Source organism: Marinobacter sp., assembly GCF_041984545.1.
In the GTDB taxonomy this organism is placed as follows: Bacteria; Pseudomonadota; Gammaproteobacteria; order Pseudomonadales; family Oleiphilaceae; genus Marinobacter.
Genome location: NZ_JBHIXV010000032.1, coordinates 1 through 19606 on the forward strand (window position 1 = coordinate 1; position 19606 = coordinate 19606).

Genomic DNA, 19606 nt, shown 5'->3' on the forward strand with positions numbered 1-19606 from the left:
TACGTCCATGTAAGCTCGACAAAATCATCCCTGATTTTGACGCTCCCGGCAGGCCCGCCCCACCGACCTCGTTCGGACTGCGTGCGTTTGATCCGGTAAGGTAACGAAACGCACCATTGATAGCAATTGAGCAGAAACCGGAGCCCGCCGCATGCCGGTATCTGCGGACGGTATAAAAGATGATTTTTTACCCGTTTGTAAGATAGAATAGCGGCCCAATTTTTCAGGGGCGTGGAGCTTGCGAACGCACTCCGGGCCAGCCAAGCACACAGGGGCAGCGCATCCATGTTTAATCGTGAAATGAAAATCGCCGGCTTTGACGACGAACTCTGGAACGCCATGCAGGCGGAAGAGAAGCGTCAGGAAGCTCACATCGAGCTGATCGCGTCCGAGAACTACACCAGCCCCCGGGTGATGGAAGCCCAGGGCAGCGTGCTGACCAACAAGTACGCCGAAGGCTACCCTGGCAAGCGTTACTACGGCGGCTGCGAGTTTGTCGACATTGCCGAGGAACTGGCCATTGAGCGCGCCAAGGAGCTGTTCGGAGCTGCCTACGCCAACGTTCAGCCGCACTCCGGCTCCCAGGCCAACTCCGCTGTGTTCATGGCACTGCTCAAGCCAGGCGATACCGTGCTGGGCATGAGCCTGGCCCACGGTGGTCACCTGACCCACGGCGCCAGCGTCAACTTCTCCGGCAAGATCTACCATGCCGTGCAGTATGGTCTGAACCCGGAAACCGGTCTGATCGATTACGACGAAGTCGAGGCCCTGGCGCTTGAGCACAAGCCGAAGATGATCATTGCCGGCTTCTCCGCGTATTCACAAGAGCTGGATTTTGCTCGCTTCCGTGAGATTGCCGACAAGGTAGGCGCGTACCTGTTCGTGGACATGGCCCACGTGGCTGGCCTGGTTGCCGCCGGCGTGTATCCGGATCCGGTTCCCCATGCTCACGTGGTTGCCACCACCACCCACAAAACCCTGCGTGGGCCCCGTGGCGGTCTGATCCTGGCCTGCGACGACGCCGATCTGCAGAAGAAGCTGAACTCCGCCGTGTTCCCGGGTGGCCAGGGCGGCCCGCTGATGCATGTTATTGCCGCCAAGGCCGTGTGCTTCAAGGAAGCCATGAGTGACGAGTTCAAGACCTATCAGCAGCAGGTTGTCAAGAATGCCTCGGCCATGGCGCAGGTGTTCGTGGAACGCGGTTACGACGTTGTGTCCGGTGGCACCAAGAACCACCTGTTCCTGGTCAGCCTGATCAAGCAGGACATCACCGGTAAGGACGCCGATGCCGCTCTGGGTCGTGCCCACATCACCGTCAACAAGAACGCGGTGCCCAACGACCCGCGCTCGCCGTTCGTGACCTCCGGTCTGCGCATCGGTACTCCGGCCATCACCACGCGCGGTTTTGGCGAGTCCGAGTGCCGTGACCTGGCGGGCTGGATCTGCGACATTCTCGACAACCTCGAGGACGAAGCGGTCAACAGCCGGGTTCGTGAGCAGGTGGAAGCCCTTTGTGCCCGCTTCCCGGTCTACGGCTGAGCGTTTTCCGTCTAGACTAGTGTGATGTTATGCCGGGCCGATCCATCGGCCCGGCGTCCTTTCCGGAGCTCCTGACTATGCATTGTCCCTTCTGTGGTGAAGCCGACACCAAGGTGATTGACTCCCGGCTGGTGGCCGAGGGCGATCAGGTACGTCGCCGCAGGGAGTGCCTGTCGTGCCGGGAGCGCTTTACAACCTTCGAGTCCGCCGAGCTGGTCATGCCGCGGGTGGTGAAACAGGACGGCACCCGTCAGCCCTTTGATGAAGATAAATTGCGGTCCGGCATCATGAAAGCGCTGGAAAAGCGGCCCGTGAGCATCGAAGAGATCGACGGCGCCCTCAATCGGATCAAATACCGACTGAGAGCCACCGGCGAGCGGGAAGTGAAGTCGATGCAGCTCGGTGAAGAGGTGATGACCGAGTTGCGTCAGCTCGACAAGGTGGCCTACGTCCGCTTTGCTTCGGTCTATCGCAGTTTCCAGGATATCAACGAATTCAAGGAAGAGATCGAGCGGCTCTCTGCCAGCAATGGCGATACCGCCGTTGACGTGGCCAAGGCGTTGGCAGACAACCACTCCCCGAAAGGACAGGCATGATCGAGAACCGCGACAGGGCCATGATGGCCCGGGCTGTCCAGCTTGCCTGGCGCGGTCGGTACTCCACTCATCCCAACCCGCGCGTGGGTTGTGTGATTGCCCGTGGCGACCGGATCCTCGGTGAAGGCTGGCATGAGCGTGCTGGCGAAGCCCACGCCGAAACCCGGGCGCTCAGTCAGGCCGGCCCCGACGCCCGCGGCGCCACTGCCTATGTGACTCTTGAGCCCTGCAGCCATTTTGGACGCACGCCGCCCTGCGCCCGGGCATTGATTGATGCCGGGGTAGCCCATGTGTTCGCGGCGACGAAGGACCCGAATCCCTCGGTGTCCGGTCGTGGCCTGGATATGCTCAGGGACGCCGGCGTGCGGGTAACCGAAGGCCTTCTGGCCGAGGAAGCTGCGCGACTCAATCCCGGGTTCATGAAGCGGATGAATACCGGTCGGCCCTGGGTGCGGCTGAAGATGGCCGCGAGCCTGGACGGCCGTACCGCCATGGCTTCCGGCGAGAGCCAGTGGATCACGGGCGCCGATTCCCGCCGGGACGTACAGCGTCTTCGGGCGATCAGTGACGCCATCCTTACCGGGGTGGGCACCGTGCTGGCAGACGACCCGTCCCTGACCGTGAGACGTGAAGAGCTCGGGGATATAGGCGATGCCACGGAACCCTCCCGGCAGCCCCTGCGCGTGATCGCGGATCGGGATGCCCGAACGCCGTCGTCGGCCAAGATCCTGCATGGCGGGAACGTGCAGGTGTTCTGTGCGTCCTCCACGCTGGCAACGGCCCCGGCCCAGGATCTGGCGGCGCTTGGAGTGAGCCTTACGGGTGTTGCCTGGAAGGATAACGGCATTGATCTGGCGGAATTACTCGACTCGCTGGGCGAGCTGGGCATCAACGAACTGTTGGTGGAAGCTGGGCCGACGCTCGCCGGCACGTTTATCAGTGAAGGCCTGGTGGACGAACTATGGCTCTATCAGGCCCCTGTGTTCCTCGGCAGTACCGGGCGACCGACTGCCCACCTGCCGCTGGAAACCATGGCGGATAAAGTACAATGGAAGGTGCTGGACCGACGTCAGGTGGGTGAGGATCAACGGCTGATCCTGGCCCGCGAGTAATCCATACATTCACGGTGTTCCGGGTGCCGGAACACCGCAAAGGTGCAAAACCTCATGGCACTGAACAGCATTGAAGAGATCATTGAAGATATTCGTCAGGGCAAGATGGTCATCCTGATGGACGACGAAGATCGCGAGAACGAGGGTGATCTGGTGATGGCGGCGGAACACTGTACCGCCGAGGCCATCAACTTCATGGCCCGATTCGGCCGCGGTCTGATCTGCATGCCGATGACCCGTGACCGGTGCGAGCAGCTCGGGCTTCCCCTGATGGTGCAGCAGAATGCGTCCGGCTTTGGCACCAAGTTTACCCTGTCCATCGAGGCGGCCGAAGGCGTCACCACCGGCATTTCTGCAGCTGACCGTGCCCGCACCGTTCAGGCCGCCGTGGCGCGCAACGCCAGGGCCAGCGATCTGGTTCAACCGGGCCATATCTTTCCGTTGATGTCAGACCCCGGCGGCGTACTGAGCCGGGCCGGTCATACGGAAGCTTCCTGTGATCTGGCGGCCCTGGCCGGCTGCGAGCCTGCGGGCGTGATCTGCGAGATCATGAACGATGATGGCTCCATGGCGCGTCGTGAAGATCTCGAGCGTTTTGCGCAGGAGCATGGCCTGAAGATCGGTACGATTGCCGACCTGATTCACTACCGCACCATGAACGAGCGTACCGTGGAGTGCGTGGAAGAGAACGAGCTCGACACTGAGTATGGTCTGTTCAATCTGCGCACCTACCGGGACAATATCCAGGGCGCCACCCATCTGGCCATGGTGATGGGCGAGATCACGCCGGATGACCCGGTCTACGTTCGGGTGCATATCACCGACACTCTACGGGATCTGCTGGGCGCCCGGCGCAAGGATTCCCGGAGCTGGCCGCTGCACCATGCCCTGGAGAAAGTGGCCGAAGAGGGTCGCGGCGTGGTCGTGCTGCTCAATAGCGCCGAAGACAGTTACAACCTGGAAGACCGTATCCAGGAATTTTTCAACGAAGGTCAGGGGACCACGGGCAAGGGTGGTTCCGGTGTCTATTTCACCGTTGGTACCGGCTCGCAGATTCTGCGGGATCTTGGCGTCGGCAAGATGCGCCTGCTGAGCCCGCCCATCAAGTTCTCGGCCATTTCCGGTTTTGATCTGGAAGTGGTTGAATACGTGCCCTATACCCCTGAATGACGAACCCGGTGACGGCCTTCGGGCGGTCACCCGTGAAGGAGCCATCGATGGCAGATATCCGAGTAATTGAAGGTGATTTTACCGAGTGCACCGGCCGCTACGCGCTGGTGGTGGGCCGGTTCAACGGTTTTGTGGTCGAGAGCCTGGTTGAAGGTGCAGTGGACACCCTGCGCCGGCACGGGATTTCCAGTGACGACATCACGATTGTGCGTGTGCCTGGAGCCTACGAAATGCCGCTGGCCGTCAAACGGGTTGCGGAAACCGGCGAATACGACGCGATCATTGCGCTGGGTGCGGTAATTCGTGGCGGAACGCCACATTTTGACTACGTTGCTGGAGAGGCCTCCAGTGGCCTGGGCGCTGTCAGCCTGGATACCAATGTGCCGGTCACCTTCGGAGTGCTGACCGTGGACTCCATTGAGCAGGCGATCGAGCGCTCCGGTACAAAGGCCGGTAACAAGGGCGCCGAAGCGGCCATAACGGCCCTGGAAATGGTCAGCCTGTTCAGGAAGCTGGGTGAGTAATGAGCGAATCTGGAGAAACGTCACCGAATCCTGCCGCCTCGGGCCAGCCCAAGGCCGGTGACCGCCGTCGCGCCCGGGCGCTGGCGATGCAGGGGCTGTATCAGCGCCATTTCAGCAAGACCGCGATTTCGGACATCGAGGCCGAGTTCATGGTGGATAATGACATGTCCAAGGTCGACCTGCTGTATTTCCGGGACCTGCTGCGCGGTGTCCATCGAGAGCAGGGTGAGCTGGACAAGCTGATCGAACCGTTTCTGGACCGCCCCATCAAGGAAGTGGACCCGGTAGAGCTTGCCATCGTGCGACTCGGGGCCTACGAGCTGAAGCACCGCCTGGATGTGCCCTACAAGGTGGTGATTAACGAGGGCATTGAGATGGCCAAGCGCTTTGGCGGCACCGAAGGGCACAAGTTCGTCAACAGCATTCTCGACAAGTTGAGCGGTCGGCTGCGTCTGGCCGAAACCCGCGCCCGCTGATCCATGGGTGAATTTGATCTGATCCGGCGGTACTTCCTGCCGCTGGCCTCCCGGCAGCTGGGGGGCTCTCTGGTGCTCGGACCGGGTGACGACTGTGCCATACAGCGATTGCCCTCCGGCCAGGATCTGGTCTTTTCCATTGATACCCTGGTTGAAGGGGTGCATTTCCCCCACGACTATCACCCTGACTACCTTGGCTGGCGGTCGCTGGCGGTTGCCGCCAGCGACCTGGCCGCCATGGGTGCAAAGCCGGAGTGCTTTACACTGGCATTGACCCTGCCCGAGGCCAATGAAGACTGGCTGGAAGGTTTTGCCCGGGGCCTGGCCGAGGCGGCGCAGGCGTTCGGGCTCGCTCTGGCGGGAGGTGATACCACGGCCGGGCCGCTGACCCTGACCCTGCAGGTGCACGGCACCGTCTCCCGCGGCCGCGCCATCTGTCGAAATGGCGCCCGGCCAGGCGACCTGGTGGCGGTCTCCGGCACCCTGGGTGATGCCGGTGCGGCTCTGGCGTACCTGTCAGAAGCCGAGCCGTCGGCCGATGCTGTGGCGGTGCTTGAGCGCTATCACCGGCCACAACCCAGACTTCAGCTCGGTGTGGCCGCAGCCCCGTTCGCCAGTGCCGGCATCGATATTTCCGATGGCTTGCTGGCGGATCTTGGCCACATTCTGGAGGCATCAGGGTGTGGTGCCAGGCTCGAATCCGGTTCGCTGCCGCTTTCACCGGCCCTGGTGTGCCTGGCAGGTGGGCGTGCCCAGGACCTGGCACTGCGGTCCGGCGATGACTACGAGCTCTGCCTGACTTTCCCGCCGGAGCGCTGGAAAAGTGCCCCGGAGGCGCTCAGGCAGCAGTTTACGGTGATCGGAACCATCGAAGCGGACCCGGGGCTTTACCTGGATGGCACCGACTGTGGACCCTCAGGCCCGAATGCCGGATTCGATCATTTCAGGAGGCGTCAATGAGCCATTCCAACCAGACGCCAGAGCAGGACGATCCGCCGCTGATTCTTCCCCCGGGCTTTCTTCGTAATCCTGTGCATCTGCTGGCCTTTGGTCTTGGCAGCGGCGCCACCTCCAGGGCGCCCGGCACCTGGGGTAGCCTGGCCGCGATTCCCCTCTGGTACGGAATCGCGTGGCTACCGCCGTCAGCCTACTGGCTGGTGGTTCTGGTGGCTTTTCTGGTTGGTGTCTGGCTGTGCGGAAAGACCGCCGAGGATCTCAAGGTGCACGACCATAGCGGTATCGTGTGGGATGAGTTTGTGGGTATGTGGATTGCCCTGGGGCTGTTCCCGGATACGATTTACGGGGTTTTGGGCGCCTTTGCACTGTTCAGGCTCTTCGACATCGCCAAACCCTGGCCGATTGGCTGGCTCGACAGGCGTCTGCCGGGCGGGCTGGGCATAATGGTGGACGATGTGGTTGCTGGCGCAATGGCCCTGGCCTGCCTGTGGGCCGTTGATTACTGGCTGGTACCGGTCATGGTCTAGCCGATGACCGGGGCCAGAGAGCTAGTGCATCCGCTGCTCTTCGGGGAGCAATCGAACAACATGCAAAAACCGCTTGAGTCCGGTCTCGGCGCGTTCACGTGAAGCAAAGGGGCCACTGTCAAACCCTTCCCGGGTGGTGAAGTACCACTTGCTCCCTACACAGAAAAATCGGCTACTGCGAAAGGGAACTGGCCCTTCTTCTCCGGTCCTGCGTTGGGTATCCATGTTATCTCCTGTGCCCCCTTTTGATTTTTGCTTTTCGGGCGCCACGTTTGTCATTGCCGATCTGTTTTAAGTTAATCCAAATCGGGCCGAATTCAACATTTTTTTACATTTTTACGAGCCAGGTCTCAGCCGGGATCACGATAACGCCGCAACCTGCCCTGGCAGGCGCCCGTCTCGGTGTCTTGCCCTTGTCAAACGCAGTCGTCAGAATGCAACAGCGGCGGTCAACGCCCCGGGCCCTTTCGTTCATGTTTTCAAGGAGAGTCAATGACCATTTCCCACGTATTCGGTTCGTTCATACACAGGCTACGGCGACCCAGGTCTCACGCCATTGGCAAAAGCGCCGTTTTGCTCCCGTTACTGTTGCTAGTCCTGTCCGGTTGCGCGTCCAGCGTGAGTGTGGTGGAAACCTGGGAGGGCAACCCCGACGCCGCTGCCAATGCGGCCGTTCTCAAAGCGCCCGGAGAGATTGTTGTTACCCGGGTGAACGGGCGGACAATGTCCAATTTCCTGATGGACGACCTGGCCCTGGATTACGCCCTGCTGCCCGGCGAAAACGAGGTGGTTTTCGTTTACAAGACTATCTGGGCCAAGTCGGAGGTGGTTCGCAATGGCGAATCCAAAGTGCATGTGATCGAGAGCAAGCCTCAGGTAGCGCGTTTCGACGCGGCGGCGGGTGAGACCTACGCCTTCGAGTTTGAGAAACCGGATTCCCGCGCCGAAGCGCAGCAGATGATTCCGCAATTCAGTGCCGCGATCGTTGCGTCGTCAGGGCAGACTGTTGCTACGTCTACCGATTGGGATCCGTCGCAGGCTGCCGCATTGGCCCGGACGCCGTTGCCCGAGTCTGCGCAGGCGTCTGGCTCGGTCGAGATGGGCGAGGATACCACCCCGCTGGATCAGCTCAAGGCCATCTGGCAGACCGCGAGCGATGAGGAAAAGAAAGCCTTCCTCCGCTGGGCCTTCGAGTAAAGCCGATGTTGCGCCGCTTTCGGGGATTCAGGCCCGAAAGCGGCGCATGGCTCTTTTCAGCAATCCTTCCATTATCGCCATGGCATCATCGGCCAGCGACTGGGTCGCTGTGGCCGGCGCCGGTTCCGCGATATCTTCCGTGCCCAGCCGATGGACCGCGTCTTCAATGGCGCCCAGGCTTTCAGCCACATGCGCCTGCAGGGCATCGCCATTGGCGACAACATCGGGACAGAGCGTAAAGTTCAGGGTCAGGCGGCCTTCGTAACTGACGGCGACAATCACCAGTCCCATACTGTCGAACAGCGGCGCAGTGTTGTACTGCTGCACCAGCCTCGCCCCCTGCAGGTAAAGGGGTACCTGAGGGCCGGGCACGTTGGTGATCGGCAGGTTGAACAGCGGTCGGTAGCGCTGGGCAATCTGCAGTTCCGAGTAGAGTCGGGCCGAGAGCGCCAGCATGGTTGATGGCAGCAGCTCCGTCAGTCGGTCTGCGGCTATGGCCTCGCGGTAGGGTTCGGAGGCAACCGCGTTCCAGTGAATCCGCCGGATGCGTTGAGCCGGATTGGCCTCGTTGGTGGCCAGATCCAGAAGCATCGCCGACATCTGATTGCCGGTCGCCTTGCGAAGGCTGTTGGAGCGAACCGATATCGGTGTCATGGCCACCAGGGACTTGCCGCTGCCCGCACCCTCACTGATGAGGTAGCGGCGAAGCGTTTCGGCACAGAGCCCCAGCACCACGTCGTTCAGTGTGACGTCCCCGAGCGTGGCCTTGATGGTTTTGAGGCGGGACAGCTCAACACTGGCCGCAACAATCTGCCGGTTGGCAGTGATCTGTCGGTTGAATGGGCTGTGGGGCGCCGAGAACAGGGGCAGTGGCAACGGCAGTTTCCGCAGCTGTTTCTGGATCAGGCCGCGGGTCGTGGCCTCGATCGCGTTGGCTGCCAGGGAAGTGACCTGCAAGGGCGTGCGCAGGATGTTGGCGCCGGCCTGTAGCATCACCCGCTCCTCGGAAGGCCGGGGACGGGGTGACCAGGGTCGTGGCGGCGTAATCGGGCGCGGCTCGGGGGTGTATTCGAGCAGTTTGCCGATGATCTCCTCACCGCTGAAGGCGTCGATGGCCGCATGGTGCAACTTGACGATCAGTGCGAACCCTTCGTTGCCGGTGTTGTCATCGCCCAGCCGGAAACCATCCACAAAGGTGATGTGCCAGAGCGGGCGGTCTTTTTTCAGGGGCTGTTCCAGAATCCGCGAAGCCAGCGTCATCAGGTTGGCCTTTTGCCCGTGTTCGCCCATGTTCACATAGGCCAGGTGCCGCTCAAGACTGAACTCGGGATCGTCAATCCAGTAGGGCCGGCCGAGCCGAAGCGGGATTTCCTTCAGGCGCTGCCGAAACACAGGCACCACGTGGAGTCGGCTGCGAAGATAGGCTACGAAGGTGCTGAAGGCCAGTGGCCGGTCGCATTCGCCGGCATCGAAAAGGTAGATGCCACCGATGTGCATCGGTGTGGTTTCCGATTCCAGGTACAGGAACGAGGCATCCAGTTCCGACAGCTGCCGCATCAGAGAGCTCCCTTCGGCGATGAAGTTTGTCGCAGTATAAATGATCTGGGGACGGTTTCCGTTGACTCAGTCGACCCGAGGGGACATCTGTCGAAGTCATACCATTGGCTTTGTTTTCAGTCTTTTAGCCATTCCGAGACGGCACCTTCGCGCCCGAGCCGTTCCCAGAACCACATCAGCGCCTTACCCTGGTCTTCGGCGTGCCTCGCCAGGTGCAGGGTGATCGGTTGTCTTGACGCCTGAACCGACTTGGCCACCAGGGTGCCGTCTTTGAGCTGCTGACGGATTCGTGATTTGGGGAGCCAGCCGACCCCCAGGCCCGCCACCTGTACGGCCACTTTCTGGTCGATGTTGGCAACGGTAAGCGTGCGCTGTCGGTGAAAAATCCCGGCATGCCCGGGAGGGAGCGAACGCGAGGTGTCCGCGGCCACGGCCGCAGGATAGCGGGAAATGTCTTCTTCCTGCAGAGGAGTGTCTGCACTCGCTAGCGGATGGTCTGCGGCCACAGCAAATACGAAAGGCATCTCGCCCAGGGCCTTGGTGGTGTAGCTTCCGGCCGGTTTGCTGAGGCTGTCGGCACCGATGATCAGGTCCACTCGCCGGCTTTGCAGGGCATCCCAGGTGCCGGCAAACACTTCCTCGACAATCTGGACATCCACCGGCACCCCGAGCTCATAGAATTCCTTGATGGCTGGAAACAGGCACTCCGCCGGCAGTAACGAATTGAAGCCGATTCGCAGGCGGGTCTCCCAGCCCTGGGCCACCTGTCGTGTTGTGTGGGCGAGGTTTTCTGCGGCCTCGAGCAGGGTGCGTCCTTCTTCCAGCAGGTATCGGCCAGCGGGTGTCAGTCGGGCCCTGTGGCCGGTGCGATCGTAGATGGCCACATTGAGGTCTTCCTCCAACTTCTGCACCGTGTAGCTGATGGCGGAGGGTACCCGGAACAGCTCGGATGCGGCGCCGGCGAAGCTGCCCTTGCGATCGATGGCGTCGAGGACTTTGAGGGCGTCTATGGTGATGGCTGTGTGCATGTTCGAATAATCTGAGGTTGTTGGCCAGAAATGCTTGTTTGAGAGGGTAGCAGGGTCGCCGGTATTCTGCTCTTAGTTTCGAATGGCTTCTGGCTTTTGGGGCAGCGGGTGTCGGGCAAGGCCTTCGCAAACACGCCGTGAACCCGTCCCTGGGGGCTCGGCATTACCATCCCTGGCAATGCACGGTTTGCGAAGGCCTTGCCCGACACCCTCGGCAAACTCCGAGCAGTCTCTCCCAGAGGCCATTGCCGATCATCAGGATTTTTAATCGGAGGACCTCATGGGCCTGTTAATCGACGGCAAATGGCACGACAAGTGGTACGACACCGACAAGACCGGCGGCAAGTTCGAGCGGGAGGCGGCCCGGTTCCGGAACTGGGTGACGGCCGATGGTTCGCCGGGGCCGGACGGTGAGGGTGGTTTCAAGGCGGAGTCTGGCCGTTATCACCTGTATGTGTCCATGGCCTGCCCCTGGGCGCATCGAACGCTGATCTTCCGCAAGTTGAAGGGGCTTGAGCAGCATATTTCCGTGTCGGTGGTGCATCCGGACATGCTGGAGAACGGCTGGGAGTTCCGGCCCGACAGCAAGGAGCACCGGGACCACCTGCATGGGTTGCGCTTTCTGCATGAGCTTTATACCAGGGCGGCCCCGGACTACACCGGTCGGGTGACGGTTCCCACGCTCTGGGATACCAAGAAGCAGACAATTGCCAGTAACGAGTCGGCAGAGATCATCCGCATGTTCAATTCAGCGTTCAATGACCTTGAGGGTGTGCGTACGGACCTGGATTTCTACCCGGCGGGTCTGAGAGAAGAGATTGATGCGGTGAATGCCAGGGTTTACGACACCGTCAACAACGGTGTCTACAAGGCGGGTTTTGCCACTGCGCAGGACAAGTACGAAGAAGCCTACACAGCCCTGCTTGATTCGCTCGACTGGCTGGAGCAGCGGTTGTCTGGCCAGCGGTATCTCGTTGGCGGCCAGCTAACGGAGGCCGACTGGCGGCTGTTCACCACGCTCATCCGCTTCGACGCGGTGTATTTCAGCCATTTCAAATGTAATCGCCAGCGGATTCAGGATTTCCCTGCGCTCTCTGCGTATGTGCGGGATCTTTACCAGGAACCGGGCGTGTCCGAGACGGTGGATATCGGGCAGATCAAGCGCCACTACTACGTGAGCCAGCGCACCATCAACCCGACCCAGATCGTGCCGGTGGGCCCGGCACTGGATTTTGACGCGCCCCATGGGCGCGAACATCTTGATTGAGTTAAGAGGTGGACACCGGGGTCAGATGAAAGCTTTCACCTGACCCCAATTCCAAATCAGCTTACTCTGGCAACGGCCACTTCTGTCAGAAGTTCCATGGCCTCTTTGTGGCTCGATTCCGGTAGGGCTTTCAGGCACGCCTTCGCCAGCTCTGCCTGCTCACGGGCCCTGGTCATGGTGTATTCGATGGCGCCGGAGCGCTCGACGATGTCCAGAATGCGTGGCAGGTCGTCCAGGCCGCCTTTGCGAATGGCCTGACGGATCAACTGGCGCTCGTCGTCCGAGCCGTGGTTCATGGCGTGGATCAATGGCAGGGTGGTCTTGCCTTCGGCCAGGTCGTCGCCCACGTTCTTGCCCATGGCTTCGGCATCGCCGCGGTAGTCCAGAACGTCGTCCACTAACTGAAACGCCAGCCCCAGGTGCTTGCCGTAGTCCTTGAGCCCTTGCTCCTGCTCCTCGTTCGCACCGGCAAGAAGTGCTCCGGTGTGGGAGGCGGCTTCGAACAGCATGGCGGTCTTGTTATGGATGACCTTCATATACTGTTCTTCGGTGAGATCCGGGTTCTTCACGTTCATCAGCTGCATCACCTCGCCCTCGGCGATCACCGCCGTGGCATGGGATAGCACGTCCATGATGCGCAGGCTCTGGAGTTCCACCATCATCTCGAACGCCCGGGCGTAGAGGAAATCACCTACCAGTACACTGGGTGCGTTGCCCCAGCGCGCATTGGCCGTGCTGCGGCCCCGGCGCATGTCCGAGGTGTCCACCACGTCGTCGTGAAGCAGGGTGGCGGTGTGCAGGAATTCAATGACCGCCGCCAGCTTCAGGTGGTCGTTACGGTCGTAACCGGCGGCCTGGCTGGAAAGCAGAACCAGCAGGGGTCTCAGGCGCTTGCCGCCGCTTTCGATGATGTACTGGGCGATCCTCTCCACCAGGGGCACATCCGAGGCAAGCCGCTGGATGATCAGATCGTTAACCCGGCTGAAGTCATCGGCCACGGTGTCGTAGATGCGCTGGGCTGTCATGCGGCTTGTGGTTCCCTAATCTGGTGATGTTCTGGTGATGCGCTGATGTTTCGTTCTCGCGAATACCGGTAATAAAGGCAGGTCGCGGCAATGCTAGGTATTGCCGAGATGAGTGTCAACTTGGCTTGTGTTGCGAAGCGTCTTTTCGTACAATCACGCGCCCAACTCATCCCAACCTGCGCTCCCTGCTATAGGGTCGCCAGAGCGCCTCCCTTAGAACCAGGTGGATAAGAGCAGGGATGGGTCAATCGTGGAGAACGAGTGAATGTACGCAGTTATTGTTAGCGGTGGCAAGCAGCACCGTGTGAAAGAAGGCGAAACCCTGAAGCTGGAAAAGCTCGAAGTTGAAACCGGTGGCAACGTTGAGTTCGATCGCGTTCTGCTGATCGCCGATGGCGACAAGGTTCAGGTAGGCGCGCCGGTGGTTGATGGTGCCAAGGTAACCGCAGAAGTGGTCGGCCACGGCCGTCACGACAAGGTTCAGATCATCAAGTTCCGTCGTCGTAAGCATCACATGAAGCGTCAGGGCCACCGTCAGTGGTTCACTGAAGTCAAGATCACGGGTATCAAGGGCTGAGACCCTGGATTTACCCCCTAGAGAAGGAGGCTGGTAATGGCTCATAAAAAGGCAGCAGGTAGTACCCGTAACGGTCGCGATTCCGAGTCGAAACGACTTGGTGTGAAGCGCTTCGGCGGTGAGACCGTTTCTGCAGGCAGCATCATCATTCGTCAGCGTGGCACCCGTTTCCACGCTGGCAGCAACGTTGGCATTGGCAAGGACCACACCCTGTTTGCGAAAGCAGACGGCCAGGTGAAATTCGAGACCAAAGGCCCGCAGAGCCGTAAGTTCGTGAGCATCGTTCCGGCTGCGTAAGCAGCGGCGATCCGGTTCTGTCGAACCTTGGATGGCGCTGGTATCCTGATAACATCAGGGTGACAGAGCCATCCGGAGCCCCGCAAAGCTTCCTTGAGGCTGCGGGGCTTTTTAGTTTATGCGCGTGGCGCAAAGGGTTGATCCATGAAGTTCGTAGACGAAGCCACCATCATTGTCGAGGCCGGTAAAGGTGGTCACGGCTGCCTCAGTTTCCGGCGTGAAAAGTACGTGCCCAAGGGCGGTCCCGATGGCGGTGACGGCGGCGACGGCGGGTCGGTGTATCTGGAGGCCGATGAGTCGCTCAATACCCTGATCGACTATCGATTCCAGCGCAAGCACAAGGCCCAGAACGGTGAGCCCGGTGCTGGCCGCAACTGTACTGGCACCAAGGGCGAGGATCTTGTGCTTCCTGTGCCTGTGGGCACCACGGTGGTGGACATGGACACCCATGAGGTGCTGGGGGATCTGACCCACGTCGGGCAGAGGCTGAAGGTTGCCCAGGGCGGCTTTCATGGCCTGGGTAACACCCGCTTCAAGTCCTCGGTGAACCGCGCGCCGCGCCAGACCACCAAAGGCTCGGAAGGAGAGTTGCGGAACCTCCGGCTGGAATTGAAAGTGCTGGCAGACGTAGGGCTCCTGGGTATGCCCAACGCCGGCAAATCTACGTTCATCCGTTCGGTGTCTGCCGCCCGCCCGAAGGTGGCGGATTACCCGTTCACCACCCTGGTGCCCAACCTGGGCGTAGTGAGTGTGCAGGCGCACCAGAGTTTCGTGATTGCGGACATTCCCGGTCTGATCGAGGGCGCCGCCGAGGGTGCCGGGCTTGGTATCCGATTCCTCAAGCATCTGGTTCGTACCCGGTTGTTGCTGCATCTGGTGGATGTGGCTCCTTACGATGGCTCCTCTCCGGCTGAGGCGGTGCGCGCCATCGCGCACGAGCTGGAAAAGTTCAGTGAAACCCTGGCCAGCCGTCCGCGCTGGCTGGTGCTGAACAAGGTCGATATGGTGGCGGAAGAGGATCGTGAGGCTCATTGCCAGGCGATCATCGACGAGCTCGGCTGGGACGGGCCGGTATTCCGGATCTCGGCCCTGAGCGGCGAGGGCACCAAGGCGCTTTCCCAGGCGGTGATGCGCTGGATTGAGGAACAGGCCGAAGCCGAGGCCCAGAACCCAGAGTTTGCAGAGCGCGAGGCGGAACGGCGTCGCCGTATGGACGAAGAGGCCCGGGCGCGGATCGAGGCGGAGCGCCAGGCCCGTCGTGCAGCGCGCGAAGACGACGATGACGACGACTTCGACGACGATGACTACGACGTTGAAGTGGTGTACGCCCCCGAATAGTCGCGCAAGAGGAAGTGTCCACGGATCATGACTGAACGCGTACAGTTGCGTCAGGCCCGACGCCTGGTGATCAAGATTGGCAGTGCCCTGCTGACAGACGATGGCAAGGGCCTGGATGTGGCTGCCCTGGGTTTGTGGGTGGATCAGATTGCCGAACTGATCGAAGACGGTGTGGAAGTTGTGGTGGTGTCTTCGGGCTCCGTGGCCGAGGGTATGAGTCGTCTTGGCTGGACGGTGCGACCGGAGCAGTTGCATGAACTGCAGGCCGCCGCCGCGGTCGGGCAGATGGGGCTGGTGCAGACCTGGGAGGCGCAGTTCAAGCGCCACGATATCCATACCGCGCAGATACTGCTGACCCACGATGACCTGTCCGACCGCAAGCGGTACCTGAATGGTCGGAGCACGCTTCGGGCCCTGCTCAATTTCGGCGTCGTGCCCATCGTCAATGAAAACGACACCGTGGTGACCGACGAAATCCGTTTTGGTGATAACGACACCCTCGGCGCGCTGGTGGCCAACCTCATTGAGGCAGATGGCCTGATCATCCTCACGGATCAGTTGGGGCTGTTCGACAAGGACCCGCGCAAGCATGCCGACGCCCGCCTGGTGACCGAGCGGAAGGCCGGCGACCACGAGCTGGATGCCATGGCCGGGGGCGGTGCCGGTGTGCTTGGTCGCGGCGGCATGCAGACCAAGTTGCGGGCGGCCCGGCTGGCTGCCCGCTCCGGCGCCTTCACGGTGATCGTCGGCGGTCGCATCGAGGGTGTGATCAGCCGGCTCCGGCAGGGTGACGTCATTGGCACCCTGTTGTTACCCGAGCAGGGGCGGATCGCCGCTCGCAAGCAGTGGCTGGCCAGCCATCTGCAGACCCGGGGCAAGCTCACGCTCGATGAGGGTGCGGTCAAGGTGCTGTGTCTGGGTGGCCGCAGCCTGCTCCCGGTGGGTGTGAAGGGTGTGGCCGGGCAGTTCCGGCGTGGCGAGATGGTGTCTTGCGTGGATCCCTCCGGTCGGGAGGTTGCCCGGGGGCTAGTAAATTATGACGCGGACGAGGCCCGGGCCATTGCCGGGCGCTCCAGTGACCGGATTACCGAGATCCTGGGTTACATGTCTGGTGAGGAGATGATTCACCGGGACAACCTGGTGATTGTGTAGCTGGACTGTCCGCCCACCTCACCGCCCATAAAAAAACCGGCCAGATGGCCGGTTTTTTATTTTCCCGAAAGCAGGCCTGAATCAGGCGCTCTTCAGGGACTTGATCCTGGCGCTCAGGCGGCTCTTGCTGCGAGCGACCTTGTTCTTCGCGAAGATACCCTTGTTCACCATGCTGTCCATGATCGGCTGAGCCTTCTGGAAAGCGGCCTGGGCTTCTTCGTAGTTGCCGGCTTCGATCTTGGACTGAACTTTCTTGATGTAGGTACGAGCCATGGAACGCAGGCTTGCATTGTGCTTGCGGTTCTTCTCGTTCTGACGTGCGCGCTTCTTGGCTTGCGGGGAATTTGCCACCGTAAAACTCCTGAAAATCCTGAATTCGTTGCTGAATGATTCGTTACATCGCGGGCGCGCCAAAACCAGCGCGTCGAAATAAATGACGCGGAACTATGCCGCCCAATCCCCCAAATGTCAAGACCAAAACCCATTTCATGCCCCACGCCATAAGGCCTGTGCTAAACTCGCCGCTCACCGGATGCGGCGTGAAACGGGAAGCAGGTAATTCCCGAAATACCCGCCAACTTGGATGCACACAATGTCACCCCAGGGCCTGCATGTCCTCGCAATCTGAAACGCCTCCAGAACAGAAACAACTGCCCCGGGCGCCTGGTCTGTTGAGATCCTCTGGCCTGGTGGGAGCCATGACCATGCTCTCCCGGGTGCTCGGGCTGGTTCGGGATATGGTGATCGCCCGGTATTTTGGCGCCGGAGCCGGAGCCGACGCCTTTTTCGTGGCGTTCAAGATACCGAACTTTCTGCGCCGGTTGTTCGCCGAAGGCGCGTTCTCCCAGGCTTTTGTGCCGGTACTGTCATCCTACCGGCAAACCCAGTCCATGTCGGACGTTCAGCGTCTGGTCAATGCGGTGGCCGGGTCCCTGGGGCTGGTCCTGCTGGGCGTAACCCTCGTGGCCATCCTGGGGGCGCCTGTGCTGACGGCCATCTTTGCCCCGGGTTTTCTTGATGATGAGGTGAAGTTTGCGCTGACCAGCGACATGCTGCGGATCACCTTTCCCTACCTGTTGCTGATTTCCCTGACCGCTTTCGCCGGGGGCATTCTTAACAGCTACGACCGATTTGCCGTGCCGGCGTTTACGCCCGTGTTGCTCAATCTTTCAATGATTGCGGCAGCCATATGGTTGACGCCGCTGATGGCGGAGCCGGTGATGGCCCTGGCCTGGGGGGTGTTCATTGCCGGCGCTCTGCAGCTATTCTTCCAGTTGCCGTTTCTGATGCGTCTGGGGCTGTTGCCCAGACCCCGGGTGGATTATCGCCACGAGGGTGTCAGTCGAATCCTGAAGTTGATGGTGCCGGCGCTGTTCGGGGTTTCGGTAAGCCAGATCAACCTGTTGCTCGATACCGTTCTGGCCTCGTTCCTGCAGACGGGCAGCGTGTCTTGGCTTTATTACTCGGACCGGTTGTCGGAGTTGCCCCTGGGCGTGTTCGGCATTGCCATTGCCACGGTGATCCTGCCCAGTCTGTCCCGAAAGCACGCCGCTGCCTCCGCAGATCAGTTCGCGGCCACGCTTGACTGGGCGGTTCGGGCGGTGCTGCTGATTGGCCTGCCGGCGGCGCTGGCGTTGGCTCTGCTGGCGGAGCCGTTGATCGCCACCCTGTTTCATTATGGTGAGGTCACCGACCGCGACGTGGCTATGTCGGCCCAGAGCCTGCGGGCCTACTCGGCGGGTTTGCTCGCCTTCATGCTGATCAAGGTGCTCGCACCCGGGTTCTTTGCCCGTGAAGACACCCGGACACCGGTGAAAATCGGCATCATCGCCATGGTGGCCAACATGGTTTTCAACCTGATGCTGGTGTTTCCGCTGGCGCACGCCGGTCTTGCGCTGGCCACCTCGCTGTCGGCCTGGCTCAATGGCTTTCTGTTGTGGCGCGGGTTGCGTAAGGAAGGCGCCTGGCAGAGCCAGCCTGGCTGGCCCCGGTTCCTCCTCCAGATCCTGTTTGCCAACGGCGCCCTGGCGGCGGTTATTCTGTGGCTCAAGCCGCCGGTAGCCGAATGGCTGGCCAATGGCGGCTACCAGCGGGCGGCCGATATGGCCGTCCTGGTGGCGGCCGGGGTGTTCGTGTACTTCCTCGTGCTGGCCCTCACCGGGGTTCGGGTAAGACATTTTCGGCACAGGTAAGGTATAATCGCGCGTTTTCTCACCAGCGTTACCGAAGGGAGTGCGCTGAAAGCTAGCTGGCAATTGAAGGTTCGCATTACATGCGTCTGATCCGGGGCCTGACCAACCTGAAAGCGCTGTCACAGCGGGAGGATTCCCCTCTCAGGCGTGGCTGCGTTGCCACCATCGGCAATTTTGATGGCGTTCATCTCGGCCATAAAACCATCATCGATCAGGTCATCAGCAAGGCCGAGGCTCTCGGCGTGCCTTCGGTGGTGATGGTCTTCGAGCCTCAGCCACGGGAATTCTTCCAGGGCAGTGAGGCGCCGCCACGGCTGATGAACTTTCGCCAGAAATTCGAGTCCCTGCTGGCCGAGGGTGTCGATATTGTGCTGTGCCTGCGCTTTAACCAGGCATTTCGCAGTTATTCCGCCATGGGTTTTGTGGAGGATGTTCTGATCGAGGGGCTGGCGGTGAGACACCTGGTGGTGGGGGATGATTTCCGGTTTGGTTGCGACCGCGCCGGGGATTTCAACCTGTTGCAGGAGGTCGGTAGCGCCCGAGGTTTTTCGGTGGAGAACACGCGCACGGTCACCGTGGCCGGCGAACGGGTCAGCAGCACCCGGGTGCGTGAATTGCTGACCATTAATGGCCTTGAGCAGGCCGAAGCGCTGTTGGGCCACCCTTACCGGATCAGAGGGCGCGTGGTGTATGGCCGCCAGTTGGGTCGCCAGATTGGTGCGCCCACAGCCAACATCTTGCTGCACCGGACCGCGCCCCTGAGGGGCGTCTATGTTGTCTCGGCCGCACTGGATGACGGCTCCCGATACGATGGGGTGGCCAACATCGGGCTGCGCCCGACCGTAGACGGCAAACAGCCGTCACTGGAAGTGCACCTGTTTGACTTTACTGGCACACTTTATGGCCAGCACCTTGAAGTGGTCTTTCGTCACGGGCTGCGGGATGAGGAAAAGTTTGAATCCGTAGACCAGTTGAAAGACCAGATTGCCCGCGATTTCGAAGACGCCCGTGCCTGGATCGCCGAACACGGCTCGGAGAAAAGTGCGGATTGAAACGCCGCACAGCGCCGCAATGA

Annotated in this window: 21 protein-coding genes; 16 read left to right on the top strand and 5 right to left on the bottom strand. The window is 60.9% G+C overall.

Features of this window, described 5'->3' with window-relative positions:
- Nucleotides 1–285 precede the first annotated feature (285 nt).
- The 8 genes from glyA to ACFC20_RS14040 all read left to right on the top strand — a co-directional run bounded on the left by glyA (nucleotide 286) and on the right by ACFC20_RS14040 (nucleotide 6901).
- Entirely contained in the window at nucleotides 286–1539 is a 1254-nt protein-coding gene (gene glyA, locus ACFC20_RS14005; protein ID WP_375193556.1) for a serine hydroxymethyltransferase, read from the top strand.
- Nucleotides 1540–1616: 77 nt separating this feature from the next.
- Nucleotides 1617–2135, top strand: a complete 519-nt coding sequence (gene nrdR, locus ACFC20_RS14010; protein WP_091992300.1) for a transcriptional regulator NrdR — start codon at nucleotides 1617–1619, stop codon at nucleotides 2133–2135.
- A complete protein-coding gene (gene ribD, locus ACFC20_RS14015) occupies nucleotides 2132–3247 on the top strand; it encodes a bifunctional diaminohydroxyphosphoribosylaminopyrimidine deaminase/5-amino-6-(5-phosphoribosylamino)uracil reductase RibD (RefSeq protein WP_375193557.1) in 1116 nt (371 codons plus the stop codon). Before nrdR ends, ribD begins: the two co-directional genes overlap by 4 nt.
- Before the next feature lie 54 nt (nucleotides 3248–3301).
- Complete coding sequence (gene ribBA / locus ACFC20_RS14020) at nucleotides 3302–4417, top strand: bifunctional 3,4-dihydroxy-2-butanone-4-phosphate synthase/GTP cyclohydrolase II (RefSeq protein WP_375193558.1); 1116 nt, start codon at nucleotides 3302–3304, stop codon at nucleotides 4415–4417.
- A 47-nt stretch (nucleotides 4418–4464) separates the two neighbouring features.
- Nucleotides 4465–4941, top strand: a complete 477-nt coding sequence (ribE, locus tag ACFC20_RS14025; protein ID WP_375193559.1) for a 6,7-dimethyl-8-ribityllumazine synthase — start codon at nucleotides 4465–4467, stop codon at nucleotides 4939–4941.
- Nucleotides 4941–5417 carry a transcription antitermination factor NusB gene (gene nusB, locus ACFC20_RS14030; RefSeq protein WP_375193560.1) on the top strand — a complete coding sequence of 159 codons (477 nt, stop codon included), beginning with the start codon at nucleotides 4941–4943 and terminating at the stop codon, nucleotides 5415–5417. The genes ribE and nusB overlap by 1 nt, the downstream gene beginning before the upstream one ends.
- A 3-nt stretch (nucleotides 5418–5420) precedes the next feature.
- Nucleotides 5421–6377, top strand: coding sequence for a thiamine-phosphate kinase (thiL, locus tag ACFC20_RS14035; RefSeq protein ID WP_375193561.1), 957 nt, complete (start codon nucleotides 5421–5423; stop codon nucleotides 6375–6377).
- Complete coding sequence (locus ACFC20_RS14040) at nucleotides 6374–6901, top strand: phosphatidylglycerophosphatase A (RefSeq protein WP_375193562.1); 528 nt, start codon at nucleotides 6374–6376, stop codon at nucleotides 6899–6901. The genes thiL and ACFC20_RS14040 overlap by 4 nt, the downstream gene beginning before the upstream one ends.
- 21 nt (nucleotides 6902–6922) lie before the next feature.
- Here the strand turns inward: ACFC20_RS14040 and ACFC20_RS14045 are convergent, their stop codons facing one another.
- The gene (locus ACFC20_RS14045; RefSeq protein WP_375193563.1) at nucleotides 6923–7180 is read right to left on the bottom strand and encodes a DUF6316 family protein; all 258 of its coding nucleotides are present in this window, start codon (nucleotides 7178–7180) and stop codon (nucleotides 6923–6925) included.
- A 213-nt stretch (nucleotides 7181–7393) separates the two neighbouring features.
- Here ACFC20_RS14045 and ACFC20_RS14050 point away from each other — a divergent pair, with 213 nt between their 5' ends.
- A complete protein-coding gene (locus ACFC20_RS14050; RefSeq protein ID WP_375193564.1) occupies nucleotides 7394–8098 on the top strand; it encodes a DUF2057 family protein in 705 nt (234 codons plus the stop codon).
- A 27-nt stretch (nucleotides 8099–8125) separates the two neighbouring features.
- Here ACFC20_RS14050 and ACFC20_RS14055 read toward each other — a convergent pair whose 3' ends face one another.
- Nucleotides 8126–9655, bottom strand: a complete 1530-nt coding sequence (locus ACFC20_RS14055) for a wax ester/triacylglycerol synthase family O-acyltransferase (RefSeq protein ID WP_375193565.1) — start codon at nucleotides 9653–9655, stop codon at nucleotides 8126–8128.
- Between the two features lie 116 nt (nucleotides 9656–9771).
- A complete protein-coding gene (locus ACFC20_RS14060; RefSeq protein ID WP_375193566.1) occupies nucleotides 9772–10683 on the bottom strand; it encodes a LysR substrate-binding domain-containing protein in 912 nt (303 codons plus the stop codon).
- A gap of 280 nt (nucleotides 10684–10963) precedes the next feature.
- Between ACFC20_RS14060 and ACFC20_RS14065 the strand changes: the two genes are divergently transcribed.
- The gene (locus ACFC20_RS14065; protein WP_375193567.1) at nucleotides 10964–11950 is read left to right on the top strand and encodes a glutathione S-transferase family protein; all 987 of its coding nucleotides are present in this window, start codon (nucleotides 10964–10966) and stop codon (nucleotides 11948–11950) included.
- Nucleotides 11951–12006: 56 nt separating this feature from the next.
- Here ACFC20_RS14065 and ispB read toward each other — a convergent pair whose 3' ends face one another.
- Nucleotides 12007–12975 (bottom strand): octaprenyl diphosphate synthase, encoded by a 969-nt coding sequence (ispB, locus tag ACFC20_RS14070; protein ID WP_375193568.1) that lies wholly within the window; start codon nucleotides 12973–12975, stop codon nucleotides 12007–12009.
- 265 nt (nucleotides 12976–13240) lie between these two features.
- Between ispB and rplU the strand changes: the two genes are divergently transcribed.
- The 4 genes from rplU (at nucleotide 13241) to proB (ending at nucleotide 16339) form a co-directional block, all read left to right on the top strand.
- Nucleotides 13241–13552: a 50S ribosomal protein L21 gene (gene rplU, locus ACFC20_RS14075; protein WP_091992313.1), complete on the top strand. Its 312-nt coding sequence runs from the start codon at nucleotides 13241–13243 to the stop codon at nucleotides 13550–13552.
- A 36-nt stretch (nucleotides 13553–13588) separates the two neighbouring features.
- Entirely contained in the window at nucleotides 13589–13849 is a 261-nt protein-coding gene (rpmA, locus tag ACFC20_RS14080) for a 50S ribosomal protein L27 (RefSeq protein WP_008170742.1), read from the top strand.
- A 144-nt stretch (nucleotides 13850–13993) separates the two neighbouring features.
- On the top strand, nucleotides 13994–15187 hold the full coding sequence (gene cgtA / locus ACFC20_RS14085) for an Obg family GTPase CgtA (protein WP_375193569.1): 1194 nt from the start codon (nucleotides 13994–13996) through the stop codon (nucleotides 15185–15187).
- Nucleotides 15188–15214: 27 nt separating this feature from the next.
- Entirely contained in the window at nucleotides 15215–16339 is a 1125-nt protein-coding gene (proB, locus tag ACFC20_RS14090; protein ID WP_375193570.1) for a glutamate 5-kinase, read from the top strand.
- A gap of 81 nt (nucleotides 16340–16420) precedes the next feature.
- On the opposite strand, the gene rpsT is transcribed toward proB, so the two are convergent.
- Nucleotides 16421–16690: a 30S ribosomal protein S20 gene (gene rpsT / locus ACFC20_RS14095; protein ID WP_375193571.1), complete on the bottom strand. Its 270-nt coding sequence runs from the start codon at nucleotides 16688–16690 to the stop codon at nucleotides 16421–16423.
- Between the two features lie 260 nt (nucleotides 16691–16950).
- Here rpsT and murJ point away from each other — a divergent pair, with 260 nt between their 5' ends.
- Together murJ and ribF are read left to right on the top strand one after the other, a co-directional pair.
- Complete coding sequence (murJ, locus tag ACFC20_RS14100) at nucleotides 16951–18531, top strand: murein biosynthesis integral membrane protein MurJ (RefSeq protein ID WP_375193572.1); 1581 nt, start codon at nucleotides 16951–16953, stop codon at nucleotides 18529–18531.
- An 80-nt stretch (nucleotides 18532–18611) separates the two neighbouring features.
- Entirely contained in the window at nucleotides 18612–19583 is a 972-nt protein-coding gene (gene ribF, locus ACFC20_RS14105) for a bifunctional riboflavin kinase/FAD synthetase (RefSeq protein ID WP_375193573.1), read from the top strand.
- The last annotated feature ends 23 nt before the right edge of the window (nucleotides 19584–19606 follow it).